General features: G+C 56.9%; 27 protein-coding genes and 1 pseudogene. 8 read left to right on the top strand and 20 right to left on the bottom strand.

Going from position 1 to position 23,488, the window contains the following annotated elements; all coding sequences use genetic code 11:
* Positions 1-72: 72 nt before the first annotated feature.
* Positions 73-2,049: an ABC transporter ATP-binding protein/permease gene (locus JNB88_RS14505; RefSeq protein WP_220356061.1), complete on the top strand. Its 1,977-nt coding sequence runs from the start codon at positions 73-75 to the stop codon at positions 2,047-2,049.
* A gap of 1,253 nt (positions 2,050-3,302) precedes the next feature.
* On the opposite strand, the pseudogene JNB88_RS14500 reads toward JNB88_RS14505, so the two are convergent.
* From JNB88_RS14500 to JNB88_RS14485, 4 genes and pseudogenes are all read right to left on the bottom strand, one after another.
* Positions 3,303-3,520 (bottom strand): annotated as a pseudogene (locus JNB88_RS14500) (ATP-binding protein); the annotation flags it as partial.
* A 266-nt stretch (positions 3,521-3,786) separates the two neighbouring features.
* Complete coding sequence (locus JNB88_RS14495) at positions 3,787-4,770, bottom strand: HWE histidine kinase domain-containing protein (RefSeq protein ID WP_220356060.1); 984 nt, start codon at positions 4,768-4,770, stop codon at positions 3,787-3,789.
* Between the two features lie 198 nt (positions 4,771-4,968).
* On the bottom strand, positions 4,969-5,568 hold the full coding sequence (locus tag JNB88_RS14490) for a general stress protein (protein ID WP_220356059.1): 600 nt from the start codon (positions 5,566-5,568) through the stop codon (positions 4,969-4,971).
* A gap of 15 nt (positions 5,569-5,583) precedes the next feature.
* On the bottom strand, positions 5,584-5,901 hold the full coding sequence (locus JNB88_RS14485) for a PepSY domain-containing protein (RefSeq protein ID WP_220356058.1): 318 nt from the start codon (positions 5,899-5,901) through the stop codon (positions 5,584-5,586).
* A gap of 362 nt (positions 5,902-6,263) precedes the next feature.
* Between JNB88_RS14485 and JNB88_RS14480 the strand changes: the two genes are divergently transcribed.
* Positions 6,264-6,506, top strand: a complete 243-nt coding sequence (locus JNB88_RS14480; RefSeq protein ID WP_220356057.1) for a DUF982 domain-containing protein — start codon at positions 6,264-6,266, stop codon at positions 6,504-6,506.
* A 329-nt stretch (positions 6,507-6,835) separates the two neighbouring features.
* Here JNB88_RS14480 and JNB88_RS14470 read toward each other — a convergent pair whose 3' ends face one another.
* The 8 genes from JNB88_RS14470 to groES all read right to left on the bottom strand — a co-directional run bounded on the left by JNB88_RS14470 (position 6,836) and on the right by groES (position 12,614).
* Positions 6,836-7,291: a hypothetical protein gene (locus JNB88_RS14470; RefSeq protein WP_220356055.1), complete on the bottom strand. Its 456-nt coding sequence runs from the start codon at positions 7,289-7,291 to the stop codon at positions 6,836-6,838.
* A gap of 591 nt (positions 7,292-7,882) precedes the next feature.
* Complete coding sequence (locus tag JNB88_RS14465; RefSeq protein WP_220356053.1) at positions 7,883-8,041, bottom strand: hypothetical protein; 159 nt, start codon at positions 8,039-8,041, stop codon at positions 7,883-7,885.
* A gap of 90 nt (positions 8,042-8,131) precedes the next feature.
* On the bottom strand, positions 8,132-8,572 hold the full coding sequence (locus JNB88_RS14460; protein WP_220356051.1) for a PRC-barrel domain-containing protein: 441 nt from the start codon (positions 8,570-8,572) through the stop codon (positions 8,132-8,134).
* A 456-nt stretch (positions 8,573-9,028) separates the two neighbouring features.
* On the bottom strand, positions 9,029-9,256 hold the full coding sequence (locus JNB88_RS14455; RefSeq protein WP_220356050.1) for a hypothetical protein: 228 nt from the start codon (positions 9,254-9,256) through the stop codon (positions 9,029-9,031).
* Positions 9,257-10,090: 834 nt separating this feature from the next.
* Positions 10,091-10,321: a hypothetical protein gene (locus tag JNB88_RS14450; protein WP_220356049.1), complete on the bottom strand. Its 231-nt coding sequence runs from the start codon at positions 10,319-10,321 to the stop codon at positions 10,091-10,093.
* Between the two features lie 80 nt (positions 10,322-10,401).
* Positions 10,402-10,596 carry a hypothetical protein gene (locus tag JNB88_RS14445; protein WP_220356048.1) on the bottom strand — a complete coding sequence of 65 codons (195 nt, stop codon included), beginning with the start codon at positions 10,594-10,596 and terminating at the stop codon, positions 10,402-10,404.
* Between the two features lie 28 nt (positions 10,597-10,624).
* Positions 10,625-12,253: a chaperonin GroEL gene (gene groL / locus JNB88_RS14440; protein WP_220356047.1), complete on the bottom strand. Its 1,629-nt coding sequence runs from the start codon at positions 12,251-12,253 to the stop codon at positions 10,625-10,627.
* Between the two features lie 46 nt (positions 12,254-12,299).
* Positions 12,300-12,614, bottom strand: coding sequence for a co-chaperone GroES (gene groES, locus JNB88_RS14435; protein WP_220356046.1), 315 nt, complete (start codon positions 12,612-12,614; stop codon positions 12,300-12,302).
* 902 nt (positions 12,615-13,516) lie between these two features.
* On the opposite strand from groES, the gene JNB88_RS14430 reads away from it, so the two are divergent.
* Both JNB88_RS14430 and JNB88_RS14425 read left to right on the top strand, forming a co-directional pair.
* Positions 13,517-13,762 (top strand): PilZ domain-containing protein, encoded by a 246-nt coding sequence (locus JNB88_RS14430; RefSeq protein ID WP_220356093.1) that lies wholly within the window; start codon positions 13,517-13,519, stop codon positions 13,760-13,762.
* Positions 13,759-14,079, top strand: a complete 321-nt coding sequence (locus tag JNB88_RS14425; protein WP_220356045.1) for a hypothetical protein — start codon at positions 13,759-13,761, stop codon at positions 14,077-14,079. Before JNB88_RS14430 ends, JNB88_RS14425 begins: the two co-directional genes overlap by 4 nt.
* Before the next feature lie 59 nt (positions 14,080-14,138).
* Here the strand turns inward: JNB88_RS14425 and JNB88_RS14420 are convergent, their stop codons facing one another.
* The 3 genes from JNB88_RS14420 to JNB88_RS14410 form a co-directional block, all read right to left on the bottom strand.
* Positions 14,139-14,351 carry a hypothetical protein gene (locus tag JNB88_RS14420; protein ID WP_220356095.1) on the bottom strand — a complete coding sequence of 71 codons (213 nt, stop codon included), beginning with the start codon at positions 14,349-14,351 and terminating at the stop codon, positions 14,139-14,141.
* Between the two features lie 185 nt (positions 14,352-14,536).
* Entirely contained in the window at positions 14,537-14,779 is a 243-nt protein-coding gene (locus tag JNB88_RS14415; protein ID WP_220356044.1) for a DUF982 domain-containing protein, read from the bottom strand.
* Positions 14,780-14,939: 160 nt separating this feature from the next.
* A complete protein-coding gene (locus JNB88_RS14410) occupies positions 14,940-15,128 on the bottom strand; it encodes a hypothetical protein (protein WP_220356043.1) in 189 nt (62 codons plus the stop codon).
* Positions 15,129-15,477: 349 nt separating this feature from the next.
* Between JNB88_RS14410 and JNB88_RS14405 the strand changes: the two genes are divergently transcribed.
* Positions 15,478-15,774, top strand: coding sequence for a hypothetical protein (locus JNB88_RS14405; RefSeq protein ID WP_220356042.1), 297 nt, complete (start codon positions 15,478-15,480; stop codon positions 15,772-15,774).
* Positions 15,775-16,020: 246 nt separating this feature from the next.
* Here JNB88_RS14405 and JNB88_RS14400 read toward each other — a convergent pair whose 3' ends face one another.
* Genes JNB88_RS14400 through JNB88_RS14390 form a run of 3 tightly spaced genes read right to left on the bottom strand, consistent with a single transcriptional unit; the run spans position 16,021 to position 17,676 of the window.
* Positions 16,021-16,425, bottom strand: coding sequence for a DUF2177 family protein (locus tag JNB88_RS14400; protein ID WP_220356041.1), 405 nt, complete (start codon positions 16,423-16,425; stop codon positions 16,021-16,023).
* A gap of 13 nt (positions 16,426-16,438) precedes the next feature.
* Complete coding sequence (locus JNB88_RS14395) at positions 16,439-17,110, bottom strand: ChrR family anti-sigma-E factor (protein WP_220356040.1); 672 nt, start codon at positions 17,108-17,110, stop codon at positions 16,439-16,441.
* Positions 17,107-17,676: a sigma-70 family RNA polymerase sigma factor gene (locus JNB88_RS14390; protein ID WP_220356039.1), complete on the bottom strand. Its 570-nt coding sequence runs from the start codon at positions 17,674-17,676 to the stop codon at positions 17,107-17,109. Before JNB88_RS14390 ends, JNB88_RS14395 begins: the two co-directional genes overlap by 4 nt.
* Before the next feature lie 233 nt (positions 17,677-17,909).
* On the opposite strand from JNB88_RS14390, the gene JNB88_RS14385 reads away from it, so the two are divergent.
* The 3 genes from JNB88_RS14385 to JNB88_RS14375 are packed head-to-tail and all read left to right on the top strand — an operon-like array spanning position 17,910 to position 21,275.
* On the top strand, positions 17,910-19,268 hold the full coding sequence (locus JNB88_RS14385; protein WP_220356038.1) for an NAD(P)/FAD-dependent oxidoreductase: 1,359 nt from the start codon (positions 17,910-17,912) through the stop codon (positions 19,266-19,268).
* Positions 19,205-20,074 (top strand): DUF1365 domain-containing protein, encoded by an 870-nt coding sequence (locus tag JNB88_RS14380; RefSeq protein ID WP_338110995.1) that lies wholly within the window; start codon positions 19,205-19,207, stop codon positions 20,072-20,074. Before JNB88_RS14385 ends, JNB88_RS14380 begins: the two co-directional genes overlap by 64 nt.
* Entirely contained in the window at positions 20,061-21,275 is a 1,215-nt protein-coding gene (locus tag JNB88_RS14375) for an SAM-dependent methyltransferase (RefSeq protein ID WP_220356036.1), read from the top strand. Before JNB88_RS14380 ends, JNB88_RS14375 begins: the two co-directional genes overlap by 14 nt.
* Positions 21,276-21,281: 6 nt before the next feature.
* On the opposite strand, the gene JNB88_RS14370 is transcribed toward JNB88_RS14375, so the two are convergent.
* Together JNB88_RS14370 and JNB88_RS14365 are read right to left on the bottom strand one after the other, a co-directional pair.
* On the bottom strand, positions 21,282-22,088 hold the full coding sequence (locus JNB88_RS14370) for an SDR family NAD(P)-dependent oxidoreductase (protein ID WP_220356035.1): 807 nt from the start codon (positions 22,086-22,088) through the stop codon (positions 21,282-21,284).
* Positions 22,089-22,159: 71 nt separating this feature from the next.
* Positions 22,160-23,488, bottom strand: coding sequence for an MFS transporter (locus tag JNB88_RS14365; RefSeq protein WP_220356034.1), 1,329 nt, complete (start codon positions 23,486-23,488; stop codon positions 22,160-22,162).

Raw genomic sequence — 23,488 nt, 5'->3', positions numbered from 1 at the left:
CCCGGGGATCCGGATCCGTGGCAACGACACTTCCGAGATGAAACCATTTCAGTGCTAAGCCGTTATCGCGCTATGGCCGACGCTAATTCCAATTCCAAATCGGTCGACGGAACCGATCCCCTCGGTGCCGAAAACCTTCACAACAAGACATCGAACGAAGAGGCTGTGCCGCTTCCAGATATGCCTGAACCGGATCCTGCTCTCACACCCGAAGAGGTCGAGGAGGCGCGGAAGAAATATCTTCTCAAACGCTTCTGGATCAGCGCGCGCCGGTACTGGGGCCGGGGAGGCGACAAGCTTGCCTGGCCCTGCTCGATTGGCCTGTTGATCCTGATCTGTACGAATGTCGGTTTCCAGTACGGCATCAACGTTTGGAACCGTTCACTCTTCGATGCGATAGAGGCCCACAACGCACGCACCGTCTATTTCCTGAGTGCTGTATTCTTGCCGCTGGTAGTCGGAACTGTAGCGATTGTTACAATCCAGGTTGCCATCCGCATGATGATCCAGCGTCGATGGCGCTCCTGGCTTACGACTGCGGTCATTGGACGTTGGCTTGCCAGCGGCCGCTACTATCAATTGAACCTGATTGGCGGCGACCACAAGAACCCCGAAGCGCGCATAGCCGAGGACCTGAGGATCGCAACCGAAGCCCCTGTCGATTTCATCGCGGGGGTCATTGCCGCATTCCTGTCGGCCTCGACCTTCATTGTGGTGCTATGGACAATCGGCGGCGCGCTTACCCTGAAAATTGGGGGCTCGACCATTACAGTTCCGGGGTTCCTCGTCATAACTGCGGTCATCTACGCCACCATTACATCGACCTCGATGGCGGTCATTGGTCGCAATTTTGTACGGGTATCGGAGGCGAAAAATCAGGCTGAAGCTGAATTTCGCTACACGCTCACGCATGTGAGGGAAAACGGCGAGAGCATTGCGCTGCTTGGGGGTGAGGAGGAAGAGCGAAACGATCTCGACCGGACCTTCACCAAGGTCTTGGCTCAATGGGCCAAGCTTGCGCGTCAACACATGCGCACCACGCTGGTGTCACAGGGATCAAGCCTGTTTGCGCCTGTCGTGCCGGTCCTGCTTTGCGCTCCAAAGTTTCTCGAAGGCGACATGAGTCTTGGACAGGTCATGCAGGCCGCGTCCGCCTTTGCGATCGTTCAGAGCGCTTTCGGGTGGCTGGTCGACAACTACCCTCGTCTTGCCGATTGGAACGCCTGCGCACGGCGCGTGGCCTCCCTCATGATGTCGCTGGACGGGCTTGAGCGAGCCGAGCAGAGCGAAGCCTTGGGTCGCATAAGGCGCGGCGAGACTGAAGGCGAGGCGGTTCTCAGTCTGAACGATCTCTCTGTATCGCTTGATGACGGCACGGCCGTGGTCAAGGAGACACAGGTTATCATCGAGCAAGGCGAGCGGGTGCTTGTGGCTGGAGAATCTGGTTCGGGCAAGAGTACGCTGGTCCGTGCCATTGCAGGCCTTTGGCCGTGGGGTGACGGCAGCGTCAACTTCCACGCCGACCGACAACTGTTCATGTTGCCGCAACGGCCGTACATACCTTCGGGGACGTTGCGTCGTGCCGTCGCTTACCCACGTGCTGCCGATGACTGGGATCTGGATGAAATCAAAGGCGCGCTTGAACGATCGGGGCTCGAATACCTGAATGACAGGATCGAGGAAGATGCGCCCTGGGACCAGACATTGTCCGGCGGCGAAAAACAGCGCCTCGCCTTTGCCCGTCTACTGCTGCACAGTCCTGATATCATTGTACTGGACGAGGCAACCTCGGCTCTCGATGCCAAAAGCCAGGACAAGATGATGGAGATGCTGATCGAGGAATTGCCGAAGGCGACCATCGTGAGCGTAGCCCACCGAGCAGAACTCGAGGCCTTCCATTCCCGCAAGATTACCCTGGAGCGACGGGAAGGCGGCGCAAAGCTTGTGAGCGACATCGATCTCATCAAACGCAAGAAAAAGAAAAACCAGATCCTGCGCCTTTTGAAAGACCGTCGATCTGCTTCCCAAGGCCCCGTCGGACCTGCCTAGGTGCCGCCCAGAAGCAGAAATTGAGTTGTTTCGGTGGTTTTGACGGCAAATTTGAGGTGCTGCACCGGGTCGTAAGACGACGTGCCTCACCAATTGAGCCCTTTTCCAAGAGTTCGTTCATGTGTCCAAAAGGAAAGAGGCTCTGCGAGTGGGGGGACGCAGAGCCTCTCTATTGAGGGATGATGTCGGGTCGGAGACATCGGTAATAAAACGTCGATGGCGAGGAATGGTTCCCAGTTATCGGGAGCTTTCTTGGCGGGTTGGATAAATACAGTTTCTCTCGTCAGCCTGCGAAACCCCGCCGCGAACTTGAAACGTTGGAGCGCCACGTCGGACAAAAGGTCGCTGCCAGCGATCCGGCTTTAGGACCGGCCGATGCTTTCAACAGCAAGACGTTCAAGCGTCCTGGATTTTGTAGTTGGATGAATGTTTCTGGCGGCATCGCGAAGGGGATCTATCCTGAGGGACATCGATGATGAGGACGATAGGTAGCGTGTCGGTTCGGCTTAAGCCCAACCGCGACAGCAAATGGAGCTCCGGCGCTTTTTTCTCGCCCGATCCCTCACTGGACCCGATCCACGAAGGCGAAAGCGTTCCGAGCCGTCCTTAAGGCACTCACGACGGTCTTCGAGATCACCGAAGCGCGCCGTGCGGAGAATTAGTTTGATGACCCCGCAGAAAACCGGAGCCGCTCACGATAGGCAGCTTGGCGGCAGGGTGAAGAGCAGTACAGACTGACCTTCCTTGCCGGCCGAAAGACGGTTTCGCAGCGTAGGCATTGTTTCGTCCCCCGGTCCATCTTCCGCTTCTCCCGTTCGTTTCGTATGGCGCGGCGCTGGCGGCACTCCGCACTGCAAAGAAATATTCGCTTGGGTTGATATGAATTGTAGACCGTCCGTCCGCATTCAGGACAAAGACTGGAGTGCCAGGCTCGTTTCGTGGAAGAGCCTTCGAAGGTCGGCTTACAGGTCTCGCATATCATCGCCGGGCCAGGACCGAAGTCAGCGCGCCATTCGGACAGCCTTCCGGCAAGAAAGCGATAGACGGGCGCCGCAGTCGGCAGATTGGACTTGCAAAGGGAACACCGCATGCGCCGTACGCGTCTCCAGATTTTCGACGATTCTTTGTCGCAACGATAGACCGAATGCCACGGCTTTTGAATTCGCCGTTACGGATGTCAAACGACATCGGGCAGTGGGCCGGGGCGACACGGAAAACTGGGCCCCTTTCATATTTAACCTGGGCGGTATCAAGCGTAGCCGATAGCTGTCACCCCGGATGATGACGTGGCTATGGTGGAGCAGGCGATCGAGGATCGCGGTGACAACGTTCCCCATTCGCCCACACTGCGGTTCGACGTGATCAGCGTGGCGCCGCGCTCATTGCGGCGAGGTATCAACTGGAAGAAGAGGTGCGCGGCGTTCGGGTCGAAGGGCAGATAGCCAAGTTCGTCGATGATCAGCATCTTGGGCTTCGAGCAGAACCGCGAGCCTATCCTCCAACCGCCCCTGGTTCCCTGACGAATGCACAGACCATCCGGCCCCGCTCCAAATGGTTTATGAAGCACTTCACTCGACTTGGATGAGTTCCGTTTCTGTGCATAGGCTGCTTCATCGATACGGCTATCACGGATAATACCGCCGTAGTGACGCTTGCTCTCTTGCGACCTTTTGGTCACTTGAGGACAGACCGGCTCGTCCGGAATGAGCTATTGATCAACAGTGTCTCGAACAGACCTCAACCTTGCTTGAACGCTATGACCGGGGCTGTCAGTCTGAAGATTAGACCATCGGGCCGATAGTCCAACTCGGCCCTGCCTCTCACATAAGCGCTAAGCGCGCGTTCTATCATTTGTGACCCAAAGCCCTTCCTGTCGGGTCGCGCAACTGGAGGCCCGTGGCTCTCGACCCAGATGAATTCGAGTTGCTCATCCTCGTCGTCATGGACGACTTGCCAGGAGATGGAAACCTTCCCGCTGTCGTTGGAGAGAGCGCCGTATTTCAAGGCGTTCGTGGACAACTCGTGGAGCGCAAGTGCCAGCGCCAGTCCGGACTTTGCCGACAGTTGGATCGCAGGGCCTTCAGCAATGATTCTTCCCGTCGGTTGCTCCCGCGACGCCGTTTCAACGACTGCCTGCATGGTGGTCGTATCGTGCGCCGACTGCATCAGAATATCATGAGCACGCCCCAGTGCTGCCAGGCGAGCAAGCAAAGCGGGCTTTGCAACCCTCATATCGTCGTCGTTCTTGAGTGTCTGGTTTGCGACCGACTGAACAATTGCCAGGATATTCTTGATCCGATGTGAGAGTTCGTGCCGGAGAAGTGATTGCTCCTTTTCGAAGGCCTTCAGGTCTGTAACGTCCCTGGAAACGGAGAGAATGCTTTCGACCGTTCCATCGGCGCGGAAGATCGGAGAAACCTTTACGTCCCAAACGCGCGGGTTGCCTTTGGCCGTATCTGCATATCCAGTGAAATGAGCTCGGCGCCCGGAGCGCGCCGCTTCGATCGCTGCGACGGCGTCCAGGTTACCTTGGCCTTGCCAGAAATCGGGCCACGGGCATCCGCGGACGGCTTCGAAATCGTCGACCTCCATCACTCGCTGGCCTCCCTCGCTCATATATTGGAGCGTGCCATCGAGGCCAATGATCTTGATGCAATCGTCTGACTCGGCAAGTGCAGCTTCGATGAAACGGCGGTCGGGTTCGAATGTCGGTGAGGGCAATGGCTAAACTCGGTTGATTGTCACCAACCTTAACAGTATATCGGCGATTTCACAGATAGGACCGTCAAAAAACGCGGGAATCCGATGCAGAAGACAGGGCGGCTTGAACAACAAGCCCGCTGAACGGCGGCAAACCCTTTGTCTGGCCAGCCAAAACCTCCCCGCGAATGCGGGGAGGTTTGAATGTTGTGCGATCGGCTAGATCATCGTTCGCCGATAACGCTCCCGCTCTCTGTCGATCTCATCGGATGCGTACGGGTCAAGCGACTCGTCGAAGCGGGTCCATCCCTGTTCGCTGTAGTCCCGGCGCCGCGCAACGGGGTCGACCCAGTTGGATTCCTGGAGAGCTGCCTCTGCTTCGGCAGCCCGGGCGTCATCAACCCTAGCCGTTACCAAGGTACCTCCGCGACGGACGCCTTCCGCATAGAGATTTGCGTCATCCTCTGAAACACCAGAGCCGGTCAATGCTCCGATAAGGCCGCCGGTAGCACCACCAGCGACTGCGCCGGCTGCTGCGCCGGCGGCTGTTGCGGCAAGCCAGCCAGCTGCCACGACCGGCCCGACGCCGGGAATAGCCATCAAGCCCAACCCGGTGAGCAGTCCTCCAGCACCTCCGACCGCAGCGCCGATGCCGGCACCGGTCGCAGCGCCCTCACCAGCGTCGGAATCGTCGTCGACGCGCCCGGTGTTGTTGGAGACGATGCTGATTTCGCTTGAAGGAATGCCGGCTGCTTCCAATCTGCTAACTGCCGCGCGAGCGTCCGAATAGTCGTCGAATAGTCCTGTTACGGTTCTCATGTCTTTCTCCTTGGATTACTTGGCGACGACGTTGCCTTGATAGTCGAGGGCGATTGAGACGGCCTTTCCATCTTTCATCCCCGATGCCATCCAGATCCCCTTGTCATCAAGCTTGAGATCCTTCACGTCGGTGTATCCAGCCTCGGTGATCCGATCCTTCGCCTGGCTCTCTGTAAAGCTGTTGGCACCTTCGACCGGTGCAGTCGGATTTTTCGTGTCTGGCGTTGCAACTGCAGGTGTATTTCCGTCGGGGTTCGCAGCCGGTGCCGTCTGGGCGAAAACCCCAGAGGCAGACGCGGTAAGAATTGCCGCGACGAAGATCAACTTCCGCATTGGTATTTCCTCCTTATTTGGATCGCACTTTCCGATCCGTGTGACAGAAACCCCCATTGCGGCACTTTGTTCCGACAACTTTATTGCGTTAACTATCTGAGTCTTCGGCTTAAAATTTGATATGCCCATTTAAGCAGCGAGCGATGCTGTGGGCGTGGGGTGAAGGCGCTCAACGGGCCGATCATCGACAGAAGGAGCTTCAGGCACTCAAACCGTAGCTCTCCAAGAATATATCCCATCTCCAAATCCTGAAGTTGTGCTTTCCGAACGAGAGAGCCGGGCGGCTAGCACGATTAGTTTTTTTTATCGGAACTCTTTTGCCGCTCGCGCGTTCGCGCAACAATCTAAACCGGGAGGAGAAAATGCCGATTACAAAATGGCAGGAGCCGGTTCGCGTATCGACCGGAACGCGTGGCGCCGAGTACGTATCAAGTGCCTTCGACGCTATCATCTTTCTTATGGATAGCTGCGAGGAGCGAAGCACGGTGACCTTTCTCGAGGCACGGAATGCTTGCCGAGGCGCTCTTGCGGGCAGTGTCGATGCCGAAGTCGCGCGCGAAAAGTTTCTCGCTGCGATATCTGCCGCCAAAATGCAGGTTCACTAACGAAAATTAACGGGAGAAGGGCGTTGCTTCTCCCTCAGATGGTTATTCGGCTGCGTCGCGCAGATAGTATTGCGCGGGCGCTTCCACACCAGCGATAATCTCGAAGTCGCCAACCATGTGATGCTGATCCGATCCCGGCACTGTCAACGTCCAATATTCGGGGTCCCTGCCAAAAACCGTCGAGACCTGAACGATAGTCAGCGGCTCGTCTCTGCGTTTGGTTGATCGACCCCAATAAAAACCGTTTGGTTCTAAACGCGCTACTGACATTATTCCACTCCCCGGTTCGGAATGGACGATAGCAGGAACAAGCCAGATTGAAATAGCCTTCAGCGCGTAACTCCACAGACGAATGCGATGGCGGCGACTATTCCCATCGCGGTCAGTGGATTGTTGCGAATGGTGTCTTCGACATCTCGCCATGCTGAGCGAACTTGCGACGTCGCGACATTTGCGGCCTCGATCGATGTCTCGGAGATAGTCTCCGACCCGTTGGCAGGGGATCTTTTAGCTGAAACACGTCCATTCCCGACATCCGCGTCACTGACCGGGGCAGGCGCTTCATCAGCCACTGGGTAGCCGTCATCAGTGTCGCGTACGCGTTCGGCTTCGGTGGCGTCTGTCCGACCGGCAGACACTGCGGAGTGCGTGACTGACACGGGGTCGGACGCCGGGAACGTGTCTTCAAGACCTTGATCGAGCTCGCCCTTTGCCGACCGCCTTCTCTGGCTGGCCTGCTCTTTCTTCATCGATTTGACTGCTGGGGACTCTTTTGCGTCGGGCATGGAATGTTCCTCTTCTTTGCAGGAAGAAACCGCCGACAAAGCCAGAGGTTCCCACAGCCGGGGGCAATCGATGAAGCATCTCTCGTGTGGGCATTTTTGGAGAGAGGATAATGCGTTGAATGTTTGGATGCCTGGCACATCACTAATGCTTACCGCTGCCCCCCTATGGCATTCTTTGCATCCCACGATCGGCGGACTATATCTCTCAGGCTCTGCTCGTCTCGCACCCCTCGACGGTAGTACTCGATAACCATTGCAGCCAGCAGTTCGTACTGACCTGAAGCGTGATCGATTTGATACTCCGCGCGAATGCCGCTTAGGACTCTGTAGCAAACCGAAAGGTCAGTGGAACTCAGCGGCTCGTCGCGAATGGAATATGGTGTCTTCACCCGATCCTCTCGCCATTCATGAAAACCCTCCCACCTGTCGGCGAAAAGCGATTTCTAACAATCATAGAAAAGACGATTTGTTCCTAACGGCAAAGATCGGTGCGTGAGAACGTACAGCCGGAACACTCAGCTGTATGGGACAAATGCTATCACAGGGCCGATTGTCGGATACCCCCTCTGGCGATCAACTGTCCAAAGGCATTCAGATCACGTCGGAAAAGACCATGCCGAGCAGTGTCATGCCGATGGCGCCTGCAAACATTGTCCAGAGAATTCCTCTCACGCGACGGTCGAGCAGGAGCCGCGACGGCGGCACGGACTCCGGAAGGGGTTTTTCTTGCGTAACCGTGTAGCGTGCCATCTTCATCTCCAATGGAAATCGACGACTGGAGCACCCCATGCTTCCAGGCCAGAGGGCTTTGGGGCGGTCAGTTTGACCGCCCCATTAATCTCACTTGAGTCTGGAGTAGTCGAACTTCGGTGCCTTCGAAAGGTCGTCCTTGTTCGTGTCAACGTACGCCTTCCAGGTGCCGTTGTCATCGGCGAGCGCGAGCGATGCCGGGTCGATGACGACATAGCTTTCGCCCAAGCCCAAAAAGCCGCCGACGCTCGCGACGATACCAATAACTGACTTCCCGTCTCCGATCACAATGTCTGCGATCTCCCCGACGTCCTCGTTGGACTTGTTGTAGATATTAACGCCAATCAACTTGGAGGTGACCAGATCGGCATCTTTGATCTCGACATACTTCAATGGCACCGTAGCTGCATTGCCCATAGTTATGCCGGGTCCTGCCAGCATAGCATCTGCGCCGGTCGCCGCTGCCTCTTGGGCCAAAGCCGTGCTGCCGATGGAAATCGATGCCAATGCTGCGAGGATAATTGTCTTCATTCAAAGCTCCTTGAGATTTCGCCCACGCCGGGCGCGGCACAGTGAAATTCCTCATGGCTCGAAAAGTTCCAGCGGTTGGTTCCGCAGCGAATGGCCCGGATTGCATCCCTCAGTCAAAATACGGTGAGACGTCCTGTTGAAAGCAAACCCGATAGGACCCAGGGCACGGGTGACGGAAATGGCAGGGAAGGGCCACCCAAGCGCGGGGCAACGCGATCGAAAATCGCGAGGAGCACGGTAAAAAATCCTCCGGGAAGGAGAGTGAGCCTCAAGCAAAAAACCGCGGCAGGGAGCCAATGTGGAGGAGATACATGTCACACCTGATGAAAAGGTGTGACATCCAGCAAACCTATATCTCTGTGATAGGTCCCACCGACTGGTAGTGATGCCGGACGAGGAGGGAGAGGGGGCGAAGGATTATTGCTCGTACCGTGCCGAGGCGCCGATAACTCAGGACTATAGGTATCGCCCCAAAGCCAATAACAAAGCGCCAGCGCCGATAACGACCAATGCCAGCCAGTTTCGCGTCAGCCCGAGGAAATCAAGTCCTTGCCGGCGTGGCTCCAACGTCGGGCCGCCTTGTGACGTTCGATGGGGATCACTCGCCCGTCTGTCGAGCGCCGGGCGAAAGAGCAGTACAATTCCGGCCGTTAGAAGAGCGGCACCGATAAGGATTGCCCACATCAAAGCCTCCACGCCTGCCTGATTATGAAGAAACCGACACCAGGCGGGATTGTTCCGGTTTTTGATGGAACACCGTCGAGCGCTGGACGCAATGGGCAGTCTCTGAAGGTTCAGGTAAGAAGTTTAGCAGCCGAAGCCTCTTCGCTGCGAAAAGCGAGCGAACTTGTCTGGCTCCAGCGCAAAAAGGACTGCCATACACTCTTATGACAATCCGGCGAGGTCTATGGAATCCCAGACGTTGAGCAAACCAATCATCATCTCGGCTTCCGCTTCAGCGCACACGCTTTTTTGTCACGGGGAGTTGGGTGTCTTCAGACCAGCTCACATCAATCGCAAAGATTTCGTCCAAAACAGGGATGCAAGTCTGCGCTCTGCTTGCCACTCTGCTATCACTTTACGCCCGCGAAATATCGAAGCTAGCGGATGCAATCCATACTCTTGGTGACTTCAGCACTTCTTTCGGTTCTGATGTCTTTCTGCTCCCTACAATCGACATCACCGGTAGAACCGGTGTGTCCGGGGTCTATTGTTCTTGCACCCGGCGATTTCCCGAAAAAACCGCTCGGGTTCGTGATGCTCTCGTGCTGAGGCGTAGAGCTCTGGTGACCGAGAGATGGGCCGGCTTCGTCAGGCAACGACTGCGCAAACACTGACGTAGCGAAGGCCCCCGCAATGAGAAACACTGAACAGCTAGTGAAGCGCATGGCATACCTCCACATTTATTTTCAGGAACCCCAGTCCCCTCGGTTTGTTCCATAGTCGAGCGGGAGGCAAGCGTCGTGCGTTCAGTGAGAGTATCAACACCTTGCCACACGAGCTTGTTCTTCCTTTGAATCATGACCGCCTTGCGAGCAGGCGTACAGCACCGGCGCGGTCGTTCTCCAGACCGCGAGTAGACGCGGCGATCGAGGGGTCGGACTTGCCGGAGAAAAGGTTTAAAATCCTATGGGGTTCCGGCTTCGTCGCGGCATCAAACAGCGCGCGGCAGTCACTTAGCATGCACGACGCCATCAAGGCATCGGTGAGGACATTGGCTTTCGGTTGATTGCTCCTGTGCTTTTCCAAGTCAACCTCCCAAAATCTTGAGCGGCTTCGAAATCTATAGAAGGAAGCGCCCGGCAGGTCATTCGCGGGGCGCTTCCCACTCAGGTGGCTTCACCCCTCATGGCCGCCACCAATTCCTCATGCGTGCGCATTCCCCGGCTAAAGAGGTGGGCGACGGCGTGCATGATCTTACCCACCGCTGCTCCATCCCTTTCGCACCCGCGCTCGCGAGAGATCGCCTTGACGACATCGACGCAAACTCGGAGTTCCTCCCTCGTCAGATGCCTGCTCGTCAATTTATCCACCATGGCCGGGAAGGGCAGCTCAGAAGTCCATTCCGGCACCCGCAGGCATTGCCGGAGCGGCCTCCTGCTTCGGCTTTTCGGCAATCATGGCTTCGGTCGTGATCAGCAGGCCTGCGACAGATGCTGCCCCCTGAAGCGCTGCGCGCACTACCTTGACCGGGTCGATGACGCCTTGGCCATACAGATCGCCGTACTCGCCTGTCTGAGCGTTCCAGCCATAGGAAAAGGCGGTCTCCTCGCCAAGTTTGCCGACAATGATAGATCCTTCGGCGCCAGCATTTTCTGCAATCTGCCGCACAGGAGCTTCGATGGCGCGACGGATGATGTCCACGCCGACACGTTGGTCATTGTTGGCACTCTGGATCGCGTCGAGCGCTTTCACGGCCCGTAGCAGAGCCACGCCGCCGCCCGGAAGAATGCCTTCCTCTACCGCTGCGCGTGTGGCATGCAGAGCGTCGTCGACGCGATCCTTCTTTTCCTTGACCTCAACCTCGGTCGAGCCGCCGACGCGGATGACGGCAACGCCTCCGGCAAGCTTGGCCAGTCGCTCCTGCAGCTTCTCGCGGTCGTAGTCGGAGGTCGTCTCCTCGATCTGAGCCTTGATCTGCGCAACGCGCCCGTCGATCTCGGCCTTGGAGCCGACGCCGTCGATGATTGTGGTGGTCTCCTTCTCGATGGCAACCTTCTTCGCGCGGCCGAGCATGTTCAGGGTAACATTCTCCAGCTTGATGCCGACGTCTTCCGACACGACAGTGCCGCCCGTGAGGATCGCGATGTCTTCGAGCATGGCCTTGCGGCGGTCGCCGAAACCAGGGGCCTTGACGGCAGCGATCTTTAGACCGCCCCGGAGCTTGTTGACGACGAGCGTGGCAAGAGCTTCGCCTTCGACGTCCTCGGCAATGACGAGCAGCGGCTTGCCAGACTGAACGACGGCTTCGAGAACCGGAAGGAGGGACTGCAGGTTCGAGAGTTTTTTCTCGTGGATGAGGATGTAGGGATCCTCGAACTCCACCCGCATCTTTTCCGGATTGGTGACGAAGTAGGGGCTGAGATAGCCGCGGTCGAACTGCATGCCTTCGACGACTTCAAGTTCGGTCTCGGCGGTCTTGGCTTCCTCGACGGTAATAACGCCTTCGTTTCCGACCTTTTCCATCGCCTCCGCAAGGAATTGGCCGACGTCCCGGTCGCCGTTGGCCGAGATCGTGCCGACTTGAGCGATCTCGGAATTGTTGGAAATCTTCCGGGCGTTAGTCTTCAATTCCTTGACGACGGCGTCGACGGCGAGGTCGATGCCTCGTTTCAGATCCATCGGGTTCATGCCAGAGGCGACAGCCTTGGCGCCTTCGCGAACGATAGCCTGTGCGAGGACCGTTGCCGTAGTCGTTCCGTCTCCTGCGAGCTCGCTGGACTTTGATGCTACCTCACGCAGCATCTGCGCTCCCATGTTCTCGAACTTGTCCTCCAACTCGATTTCCTTGGCGACAGATACGCCATCCTTGGTGATGCGGGGTGCGCCAAAGGACTTGGAGATCACGACGTTTCGCCCCTTGGGGCCGAGGGTGACCTTCACTGCGTCCGCCAGAATGTCGACGCCGCGCAGCATCCGCTCGCGCGCGTCCGTGCTGAATTTTACTTCCTTTGCAGCCATTTTTTAACTCCTTCGACAGGCAGCTATTACGGTGACTGAGCAGCGATTAGGCCGCCTGCTTTTGCTCGCTCCGACCCTCAATGATGCCAAGCACGTCGCTTTCCTTCATAATCAGAAGGTCTTCGCCGTTGATCTTGATCTCGGTGCCGGACCATTTGCCGAACAGGATCCGGTCGCCAGCTTTCACGTCGAGAGCATGGATCTGGCCAGCCTCGTTACGTGCGCCCGAGCCTACGGCGACGACTTCTCCTTCCTGCGGCTTTTCCTTTGCGGTGTCGGGGATGATGATGCCCCCTTTGGTCTTCTCCTCGGACTCGACCCGGCGGACCAGGATACGGTCATGCAAAGGGCGGAACGACATTAGTTTCCTCCATGGACAAACGATGATGATTTGAATCCCCAAGCCGAACCGGATGGACAGTCCATACTTGGGCGAGAGGCCTCCTCGAGCGCCTCGGCAAAAAATTTATTTTGGGAGTTTCCGGGTTTCAAGATGGTCGAAAAAATTTTTGGCAGTCTTCGCGATGGAGTGCCAGCGCGCCATCATGGACAGCGCATTTCCGTCGATCCGATCCAATTCTTACGTTGCGGGCGTCTGGGTGAGTGGGGGACCGAAGCGACAAAAAGCATAAGGCCGCGGAGTTATCCGCGGCCTGCGTCCTAAAAACTCTCCATCAAACAATGGGTGGTGAAACCTTTCCAAGGTTACCGAGAGCTCACGACCCCAGACACAAAGCTTTACCCGACAAAATGGCGATCGCCCCTCGTTATCCGATAGTTGAACGCTCCCTTCGTCAAGGGCGGCCTCCGGCCCTGTCGAGCAGCGGCAGTGCCGCCTGGTCGTAGTCGATGAACTTGCGGTCCAAGAATTCGTCCGCACTTCCCCCGGCCCAGTTTTTCATGACGCGTGACAGTCCCGGACGGTTGCCTCGTTCACCTAACCCCCGATAGCTTGATGGGAGGCCCGCAGGCAACGGCGTAAACAGCCCGGATGGGCTGCCAGTCCTTGGCTGCGGAACCGTGTCAATAAATGGGGCAGGTCCTGAAGCCTAGGGACGTGCAAACCAGGTTGATCAAAACCTGCCCCTCGGGCTCTGTAAAACAGGGCCCCAGTCACCATTGGACTTTGGTAACGAAAGAACAATAGGCCTGGACGCGCCCGGCAAGTAGGGGTTGTTTATCCCCGCCGGCATTTGTCCGGTAGCGTACGCAAAGTCTTCCTGTATACACAGCATTTACCTTTCGATCGCAGTGTTCCCGCTTATGGAAGGCAGAAGAGATCATCGAAAACGGACGTTTATTGGCGCGAAGATCGTGCTCAATGGCGGCGCCTCCGTTCTGGATTGCGTCGTCAAGGATTTGTCTGATGGCGGTGCGCGCCTGAGCGTCAACGGAGCAGTTGCTGTGCCTGAGGAGTTCGATTTGAAGTTATCAGACAGCCGATCTTTTCATTGCCGCGTTGTTTGGCGTCGGTTGGAGGCCATCGGAGTGAGTCTTGATCCCAAATGAGTGAACGTAGTGCCAAGGGAACGGATCCCATCGATCTCTTCCGGCACGGATGGGCATTGCTCAAACTTCGGTGCCCGAGACTTCGCTCCTGGGAGGGCCAGCAGGGGCAGGTTCAAGAATTGTGCGAGATCTACAGTGAAGTGAATATGCTCCATGACTTGATGTCGAAGGCTGGAGATGAGGAGGCCGCGGCGAAGTACGCGGAGCTCCGTCTGGCGCTGGAAGAGGACGTCCATCATTATCTGGTTTTCTACAACCATGCGGAAGGCGATATTCCGCTAGCTACCATTAGTGCTTGGGTTTCTATCAATGAATGACCTGCCCACTAAGCTGAATGACGGTTTTGGCCAGGGCTGATTGAACGTAGCCGCCGAGGTCACTCGAAGCGCTTGAGGATCTCCCGAGCCTGAAGGTCACGATCATTCATAAGATCGGCGAGATCGATTGCCTCTTCGCGCGATAGAGCATCAAGCGGGACGTCACGAACGACTACAGGCCAGCCCGTAAAGGTATCGATTACGGACCATAACCCACTAAACGCGCCGCTTTTTGCCGGATAATAGCGGGGAGCGGTGTTTTCCTCTGTCAATGCACTGTCTTCCGAAACCTATGCAGCGCGTTCGCATGACCGACGCTACTAGGTAATAGCGGATGCTTTCGTCGGACTCTTCTGGCGGCGAAAGCTTCACGTTGTCCCTTACTCCAGTACAACCGAGACCGCCCCATTTTATGCCCTTTGGCCCGCCGCGATAATGGGACCAAAGTCCAAACCGATCATGGAAATTCGAAATCCACCCCCGCTTCCATTGCGGCTGCAAGGAAGGCAAATTCGGCCACCTCGTTCGTTACGTTGCCCTTCCCGACCCCCTCGCACGCCTCGATTGCCTCGATAAAGCGACTGCCACCATGCACAGGCCAGTCAGAAAACAGCAGATCGACCGCTTCTGCGGCCGACGTGACCGTGTGTACGACGTCCTGTCTTCTGACATGAACAACTAACCAACCACCTGTCGACACAGCCTGCCATCCTCAGATGAAATAATCCGAGGAACCTCAATGAGCGAGGTAGGTTCCGCGAGGCCGTGAGGCTATTCGTGCACGCGATCAGGTTCCAGCGCGTTGGCAAGTTCGATTGAGAGACTTTGTCGTGTCCTGAAACAGTCTTAGATCAGTTGGCTCAGGTCGGTTTGCTTGGCACCAACAGTGATGGCGTCAGGAATCGTTCGCGGTTCTCGACCGCCTCCACGCCCTGAACAAGATTTCGAAACTGCTCCTCGCTCCGGCGAAGACCTTCGGCCGCCTGAAGCCGCTTTTCCTCGGCCCGCATCCTCTCCGTCAGGTCGTGGGTAATCTTGGCAAAACCCAAAAGCTGGCCGCCTGGATCGCGGATAGCGCAGATGACGACATGCGCCCGGAAACTTCCCCGTTTTTGCGCACCCGCCAGCTCCGCTTAGGGTCGGCCGTCCCGTGCCGCTGTCTTAAAGCAAGTGAGGCATGGGACATTCGAACCCTGGACGGTCGGTACCGAGGCGTCCGCCGGATGCAGCCGCATGCTCAACGAAGATGTTATCGACCTATATCATCGTCCTGTTTGGATGTCGATCGAGCGTCGCTGGTTTGGTACGGAAGAATACCGACCGCTCCTCCTAAGACCAAAGTCCATTGGCAACCGTCGTGACTGTGATAGCGATCATACAGCTACTGGGGAGAGACGAATGTCGCTAGCCACTGACATCCAGGATGCATGCCTCGCTCTACCACTTCTCGACTTCCAAAGCCGACGCCGTTTAATCGAGCGGATACTGAAAGAGCTCGAAGAAAGTCGTAGGTCCGTTATGCGAGGCGTACCTCCGGAAGAGCGTACCGGCATGGACACACTTGTATCGTCAGTAGCAGCGAGCGTAAACGAGATCGCATCGATGGAAACGCCCGAGCTCCTCGATGTTCTCACAGAGTTCGAGAAGCTCCTTGAGGTCCTCGCTGGCATAGGCGTTTCGCCTACGAGGCATTGATCGCCGGTCGCGGGTTGGACGGTAGCCAACGGCGCATTCATAGGGCGCGGCGTTCCCCAGTGACCGCGCTCAGACTAGTTGCGGAATTCCGCGTCCGGCGTTGCAGGTTCTAACCGGAACGGCAGTGACAGATGCAAACTTCTGCTAGAGCAGAGCACCACACTCTGTTCCAAGCGGCACAACGGATCACCATTCTTCGGCGCTTTGATGGCCCGATAGATGTCGTGGCTGACGCAAATTCGAAGGTCAAGAAAACTTCTGTAGCGACACCACAGAAAAATACCCGGCGAGAGCTGACGCCGTGGTGATGAAGACACCCCACACCATGTCCACCAAGCTTACCTCCAACGACCACCCCTTGATCGTTGCCATATTTGTCATGTCGTAGGTGCCGAAAGCGATAAGGCCGAGGAGAGCGCCCGATACCAATGCTATCGTCCAACGTCCGGAGCTGATCGCAGGCATGACGGCAAAAAAGCAGACGCCGGTGACATAGATGAGGTAAAATGCAGCGGCGGCAATGAAATTTGGGCGATCGAGCAGAAGCTCTCCAATTCGGCTGCGATAGAACGTCGACGACCCAGTCAGCCACAAGAAGTCCAAGCCGAGAAAGACGATCGCTGTCGCCGCGTAGGATATCGCGTAGGTCATCGGTCCCCTCCGGTCAAATCTGAAGCACGGGTTGCAGCAAACGCATAAGCCAGCTCCGGAACCGAAGCGGCGCGTCGGTTACCGCCAGACAGATACAATCTTGTTCAGGCGTTGCCAGCGGCTGGTGTTGAACACTCGTGTCTGCCTCCTCAATATCTCCGCGGGCAAACAAGAGTTCTCCGTCATTGAAGCTTCCGCTTAGCACCAGTGTTAACTCGCGCCCTCCGTGACTGTGTTCCGGTACCGGTTTTCCGGCAGGTATGCGAAGCAGGCGCGCCGTTGTCGACCGATCGGCCAGTTTGATCGGAATGTGATACGCCCCACGTCCCAGGGACTTCCATTTCAGCTCCGTCAGATCTCCTCCAAGATAGGACCGCAACGGTTCCGGGATGACTGGTGGCGGAACGACTTTAACTACTTCAGTTGGCTGCCTCGGCGATACGCTAGGTTTCTTCTCCCCGCTTCGTATGCGCTCCATCAACCGATCGAAGGACGAGACCTCGATTGGCACTGGCGATAGGCTCTCAAGCAGCTCTCCGGCCGTGTTTTCCATCAGCGTCAGTCTCGTCCGGCAGTCCGGGCACAAGGCAAGATGCGTTGCAACCGCCAGCTGCCAACCCTCTTCAAGCGTGCCGGATGCATATCCCACCAGCAATTCGTCGCTCACATGATGACGGATATTCATTTTCCGTCCTCCAACGCAGCTCGAAGCCTGGCAAAGGCAAGCCGAATTCTCGACTTCACCGTTCCAAGCGGCAGGTTCAGCGTGGTGGCAATCGTATTGTGAGAACAATCGTCGAAAAATGAAAGCGTCAGCAATTGGATCTGTTCCTGAGGCAAGTCCTTCATAGCGTCCCTCAACCGGCTCGCATTCTGGCGTTCCGCAAGCTCGCTCTCCGCGCTTTTAGTATCGTCCGGCACAAATGCAGGGTCATTGACGTCAAAGTCTGGCCTCCTGTTTTTGCGGTAGGCATCAATACGAAGGTTGCGCGCGATCGTGAAGATCCACGTACCTGCGTTGCCGCGTGTCGCTTCGAACTGGCCCGCCTTGTTCCAAACTGTGATCATCACTTCCTGCATCAGTTCCTCGGCGACGTGTGGATCACGCGTGAGGCGCGCCATATAGGCCTTTACGCGCGGACCGTAACAGCGGAATAAAACTTCGAAAGACTCGATATCACGCCTGCTGCCAACCGCCTCGAGCAGAGAGCAGGCTTCATCTTTCGTCAGTTCCCCGGCCGGCTCTAACATGCGTCCACTCTTCTTGTACGTCCCAAGCTCGACCCGCGGCTCACGCCCAGGTCGAACAAATGGGATATCTGGAACAGCGGTGGGCGAAATCGCAAGAATTGTTTCCATGGCACCAGTTACGATGCCTCCCGCTTCTTGGATCATGGTCGATCAAAATATTGCAACGGGTTCAATCCGATCAGCAGATTTTTTCGTAGTGCGTTCATAATTGCTGGTCAAAATGAGGGGACGACATGCGGTTTGATCGGGGTATGAGGGGTGAATTCGGACAACGGCGTGTCGCTGTGATTGGCGCCGGTATCTCGGGAATGTCCGCGGCTTGGTTACTCGGTAAAACCTTAGAGGTGGTGCTATACGAGGCCGGCGACAAGCCCGGAGGTCATGCCAATACCGTTGTCGCGCCGACGCCTTTAGGGCCGGTTCCCGTCGACACAGGGTTCATTGTTTACAACGATCGCAACTATCCCAACCTTGTAGCACTGTTCGACTATCTCAACGTCCCGACACAAGCTTCCAATATGTCGTTCTCCGCTTCCTTGGACGGCGGGGCATTCGAATACTCGGGCTCCGGATTGGCAGGAATGTTTGCTCAGCCCTTGAACGCGTTCCGTCCGCGCCTCTGGAGAATATTGGCGGACATTCTCCGCTTTTATCGGCAAGCTCCAAAAGCCCTCAATCGGCGAAATCTCGCGAGCAAGACATTGGGTCAGTATCTTGACGATAATGGCTACAGCAATGATTTCATTACCGACCATCTCCTTCCGATGGGCGCGGCAATCTGGTCGACAACAACCACACGCATGCGAGATTATCCCCTGCATGCCTTCATCCGATTCTGCGACAGTCATGGTTTGCTTGCATTGACCAATAGACCTCGCTGGCGAACCGTAACTGGAGGAAGCAGGGAATATGTCAGCAGGCTAATGTCAGACTACTCCGGCGAGCTGCGCACACGAAGGGCAGTGCAGGAGATCCGCCGTGAGGTGGGGGCCGTCGTCATAACCGATCGAGAGGGCAACCGTGACACATTCACGGACGTTGTTATCGCGACACACGCGGACCAAGCGTTGGCGATTCTCTCAGCGCCGGACGCACCTGAGCGGGAGCTGTTATCGACAATCGGTTACACGAGCAATAAGGCGGTTCTGCACACTGATATGTCATTGATGCCAACGCGGCGAAAGGTTTGGTCGAGCTGGAACTACATGGGCGCGTCGGATGAGTGCGGTGAGCGCCAACTGTGTGTCACGTATTGGATGAACCGGTTGCAAGGCATCGATCCGGCGACGCCGCTTTTTGTGACGCTTAACCCGCATCAAAAGATAGGCAGTGAGCGGATAATCGCGACATTCGATTACGAGCATCCTGTTTTTGATCAGCAAGCGTTAGTCTCTCAAAAGGAGCTTTGGCGTCTCCAGGGACGCGGCGGTGTCTGGTTTTGCGGGGCGTACTTCGGCAGCGGATTTCACGAGGACGGACTGCAGTCCGGGCTGGCGGTTGCCGAGGCCATCTCTGGCGAGCGGCGTCCATGGTTGCTTCAGGACGAGTCTGGCCGGATCCCCTCAGAGATCGGCTACTCGGCGGCTCAATGATGTCCAGGTCGGCTCTTTACAACGGGCAAGTGTGGCACGTTCGGTTTCGGCCTCGCCGGCATAGGCTTTCCTACAGGGTCTTTTCGCTGCTCCTCGATCTAGATGAGTTGGAGTCCTTAGACGGTAAGATGCGCCTTTTCGGCCATAATCGCTGGGCTCTTTTCAGCTTTCGCGACAGCGACCATGGCAATGGCGAAGTAGGCGCGCTTCGCAGTTGGGTCGTGCGGCAGCTTTGCGAGGCCGGGGTGGACGCGAAGCAGCTGCGTATCCGTGTGCTATGTTACCCCCGCATACTCGGCTACGTCTTCAACCCCTTGTCCGTTTACTACTGCGAAGCAGCCGGCGGCCAAGTCCGGGCCGTTCTCTATGAGGTCTGCAACACATTTCGCGAACGTCATACCTATGTCATACCGGTGAGCGACGGCCACGTCGGAGCCATCCAGCAGTCGTGCGCAAAGAAACTTTACGTTTCTCCGTTTGTACCCATGGATTGCCGCTACGAGTTCAACCTCACGCCGCCGGGGGAAAGTGTCCTCGTAGACATAACTGAATACGATCGTGAGGGACGACTTCTCAAGGCGGCATTTTCAGGAAAAAGGGAGGAGATCTCGGACACGAGGCTGCTTCTGACCTTCCTGAAACACCCCCTCATGACTGTGAAAGTAATGGGTGCGATCCATTGGGAGGCGCTCAAATTATGGCTAAAGGGCATGCCCGTGCATCGCCATCGGCCGGCGGACCTGCGGGTCGCCACGACAATTGTTTCCCGTCCAGAAGAGAAGGACCTGATGCATGAGCGAGCTTGACCGGGGTGCGGCGTTGCCAATATTGGGCCCCCCGCTGTGGCAGAAAATAGTTTGCGGTTGGCTTGCCCGTATCAATCGCGGGCAGTTGCGCGCAGAGTTCCCATGCGGGGCAGTGCATTTGGTCAAGGGCAACGTCCCCGGTCCCACTGCAGCGATCGTCTTTGCGAATGCAAGACCGGTCTGGCGTATGCTCACAAGCGGCAGCCTCGGGTTTGCCCGATCCTATCTTGATGGCGATTGGGAGACGCCAGACCTGGGAACGCTTATGGATTTGGCGCTTGCCAACGAAGAGACCCTCAAGCCTGCGCTCGCCTCTCGTCCTTGGTTAGGCCGCCTTTATTACCTGCGGCATTTGTGCAGACGAAACTCCCGTGCCGGGAGCCGCCGAAATATCGCGTTCCATTACGACCTCGGCAACGGTTTCTACCGCGCATGGCTCGATGAGACGATGACGTACTCTGCCGCCATCTTTGAGCGGCAAGGGCAATCACTCGCCGAGGCCCAACGGGCTAAGTATGACAGGATCCTAAGTGAGCTTCGGATCGGTCCGCAAGATCATGTTCTTGAGATCGGTTGCGGCTGGGGCGGGTTTATGGAGTACGCTGCCTCACGCACGGGGTGTCGCATTACCGGGCTGACATTGTCGAAGGAGCAGGCCAACTTTGCGAGAGCTCGGCTGGCAAACAACGGATTGTCTCCGTTGGCCGAGGTGCGGCTGCAGGACTACAGGGATTGTGAAGGACGTTTCACCAAGGTCGTCTCAATAGAGATGTTCGAAGCCGTCGGAGAGGAGAATTGGCCGGTTTACTTTGAGAAGTTGCGGACGAACCTCGCTCCTGGCGGACAAGCGCTGATACAGGTCATCACGATCGATGAGAGGCGGTATGAGCGGTATCGGCAAAACGCCGATTTCATTCAAACCTATGTGTTTCCCGGTGGCATGCTGCCTTCTGCGGCAGTCTTCAGGCAGGAGGCTGTGACTTCCGGTTTACTGGTGCGGGATGCATTTTCCTTCGGCCGTGACTACGAGAAAACCCTGCTCTTGTGGGAAGGTGCTTTCCTCAAAAGTTGGCATAAGATCGAATCCGCTGCATTCGACGAACGGTTCAAGCGCTTGTGGCGCTACTACCTTCACTACTGCGCCGCCGGCTTTCGCAACGGTACCATCGATGTCTACCAGTTCCGGCTCGAACCAGCCTGACGGAGGTCAGGTGTGGTCCTCACGCAACATGCGGCGCGTCAAGGCGAACCGCAGGCTTGGAGGAAGCGCCTTCAATAGCTTCAAGGCCATTTTCATCCTCCACGGGAAAGCGATCTCGAACTTCCCCCGCTGAAGCCCGCGCATGATGTATTCCGCCGCACTTTCCGAAGAGATCAGGAACGGCATTGGAAAGTCATTCTGACGCGTCAAAGGCGTGTCGACAAATCCTGGATTGATGATTGTCATCTGAACGCCTTGCCGTTCAAGTTCGGGATAAAGGGCTTCGCACATGTTGATCAAGGCGGCTTTCGTCGCGCCGTAGCCCGCGGCACCGGGAAGACCGGTGTAGCCTGCCACAGATGCCATGACTGCAATCCGACCCGACCGGCGCGCGGTCATTGCTGGCATGATCGCCTGCAAACAGTTCACGGTTCCCATGATGTTGAGCCCGACCATCTCTCCGATCGCCGCGGCGTCGAAGGTCGACAGGCTATCGCGTCGGTAAGTTCCTGCGCCGAAGACCGCAAGGGAAATCGGACCCAGGCGCATTTCTATGTCGCGTACGGTGATTTCTGTCGCTTCGCGGTTGGTCACATCGAGGGGAAAAGAATGGATGTTGTACTCCAGCGATTGTGCGAGAGTATCGAGCTCCAGCGAGTTGCGCGCGCTTACGGCGACGGTCCAGCCGTCAAGTGCCAAACGGATTGCAAGCGATTTCCCGATGCCGGAGCTTGCGCCGGTGATCCACGCTACCTTTCGGCAATCCGTCTCGTGGACGGCGTGATTGTTGATCGAAACGCGACCGATAGTCATGGAAACCTACCTCAGTGGGCGATGGTGAAGACGGGTAACCAACCTGGCAGCCGCACACGAGCGCAATACCGTCAAGTCCGGCCAATAAGCTCTCGTTGGGCCACACGATCGATCGGAAAGCCCCACATGAGCCCGATTGCTGCGAGCTTCGGGACGATCGGCGCCCAAGCGTAAAGCATCGAAAGACCCTTGAGAGCGTCGGGCGACGAACGATCTTGAGCCGGGTCGAAGCCGAGCAGGCTGAGCATGGGAAACGTCACCCCGACGGCTGTCGCCAGAGAGAGCTTCGTGGCAAGTGCCCACGCCGCGAAATACATGCCGGAACGCTGAGAGCCTGAGACTGCTGTGTCGTTGTCGATTACGTCTGCCTGCATGGATGGGGGCAGGACAAGGTCGAAGCCGAGCAGAAAACCGGTGCACACGCATATCGCACCAAAGGCGACCAGGTCTCCGTCGCCGAGAAATCCTGATACCGCAAAGATTGAGCACGTCACCAGCATAGCGCCGCTCCAGGCCTTGTGCTTGCTCCAGCGCCTGGCGGCCGTTACTGCGAGCGGTACGCCAAGAACTGCGCATGCGAAATAGAGTAGGAGAAACGGGCCGCGCCAATCCGGAGCTCCCAGACGCTCCGACACAAAGTAAAGAAACAAAGTAGCTGGGATTGCGTTCGCAAATCCATTTAAAAGAAAAGCGGCGATTAGACGCAGGAACGGCCTGTTCTTCGACATGAAAACCAGGCTTTGCATCAGGCCAAACTCCCGCGTCGACCGATTGACGGGTTCGGGGACGAAAACGAAGGCCATGAGCCCTGTGAACGGAAGCAAGACCGCGACAAGAACGGCTACCGCCTTTAGCCCATCGGCGCTATTTGCCCCAGCCGTCCCTACAGCGAAGGGGAGGCTGATGGCCAATAAAGTTCCGATAAGCGTCGCGCCTTCACGGAAAGCTGCAATGCGTGTCCGCTCGGCATAGTCGTTTGAGAGTTCTGCTCCCCAGGCGGTGTAGGGCAGAGAGGACCAGGTAAAGCCAAGTGACAAAAGCCCACCCCATACAAGCAGATAACCAAGCCCGATCGTTTGAGGCGGCCAGAACATCATGAACGCGGCGCCCGCGGTTAGGGGGATTGACGCAATAAAAAAGCCACGCCGACGACCGCCCGAACCATTCCACCGGTCGGCAAGCCAGCCGAATATCGGATCGCTCGCTGCATCAAGAAGGCGAATGGCAAAAAATGCGCCGCCGACGGCCGCGACCGGTAGTCCCATCACTTCGGAGTAAAACGTCGGAACGATGACGAAAAGCGGCAGCGCAAGGGCCGCCAACGGGAAAGCTGGAAGCGCATAGAGGATGAGCGTCGAAGAGTGTGACCTGGATGTTCGTCTGCCAGACACTTTCCCCAT

The sequence above is a fragment of the Rhizobium cauense genome, from assembly GCF_019511525.1.
GTDB lineage: Bacteria > Pseudomonadota > Alphaproteobacteria > Rhizobiales > Rhizobiaceae > Rhizobium > Rhizobium cauense.
The sequence above is the reverse complement of the archived record's forward strand: the minus strand, read 5'-3'. Positions and strand labels throughout refer to the sequence as shown.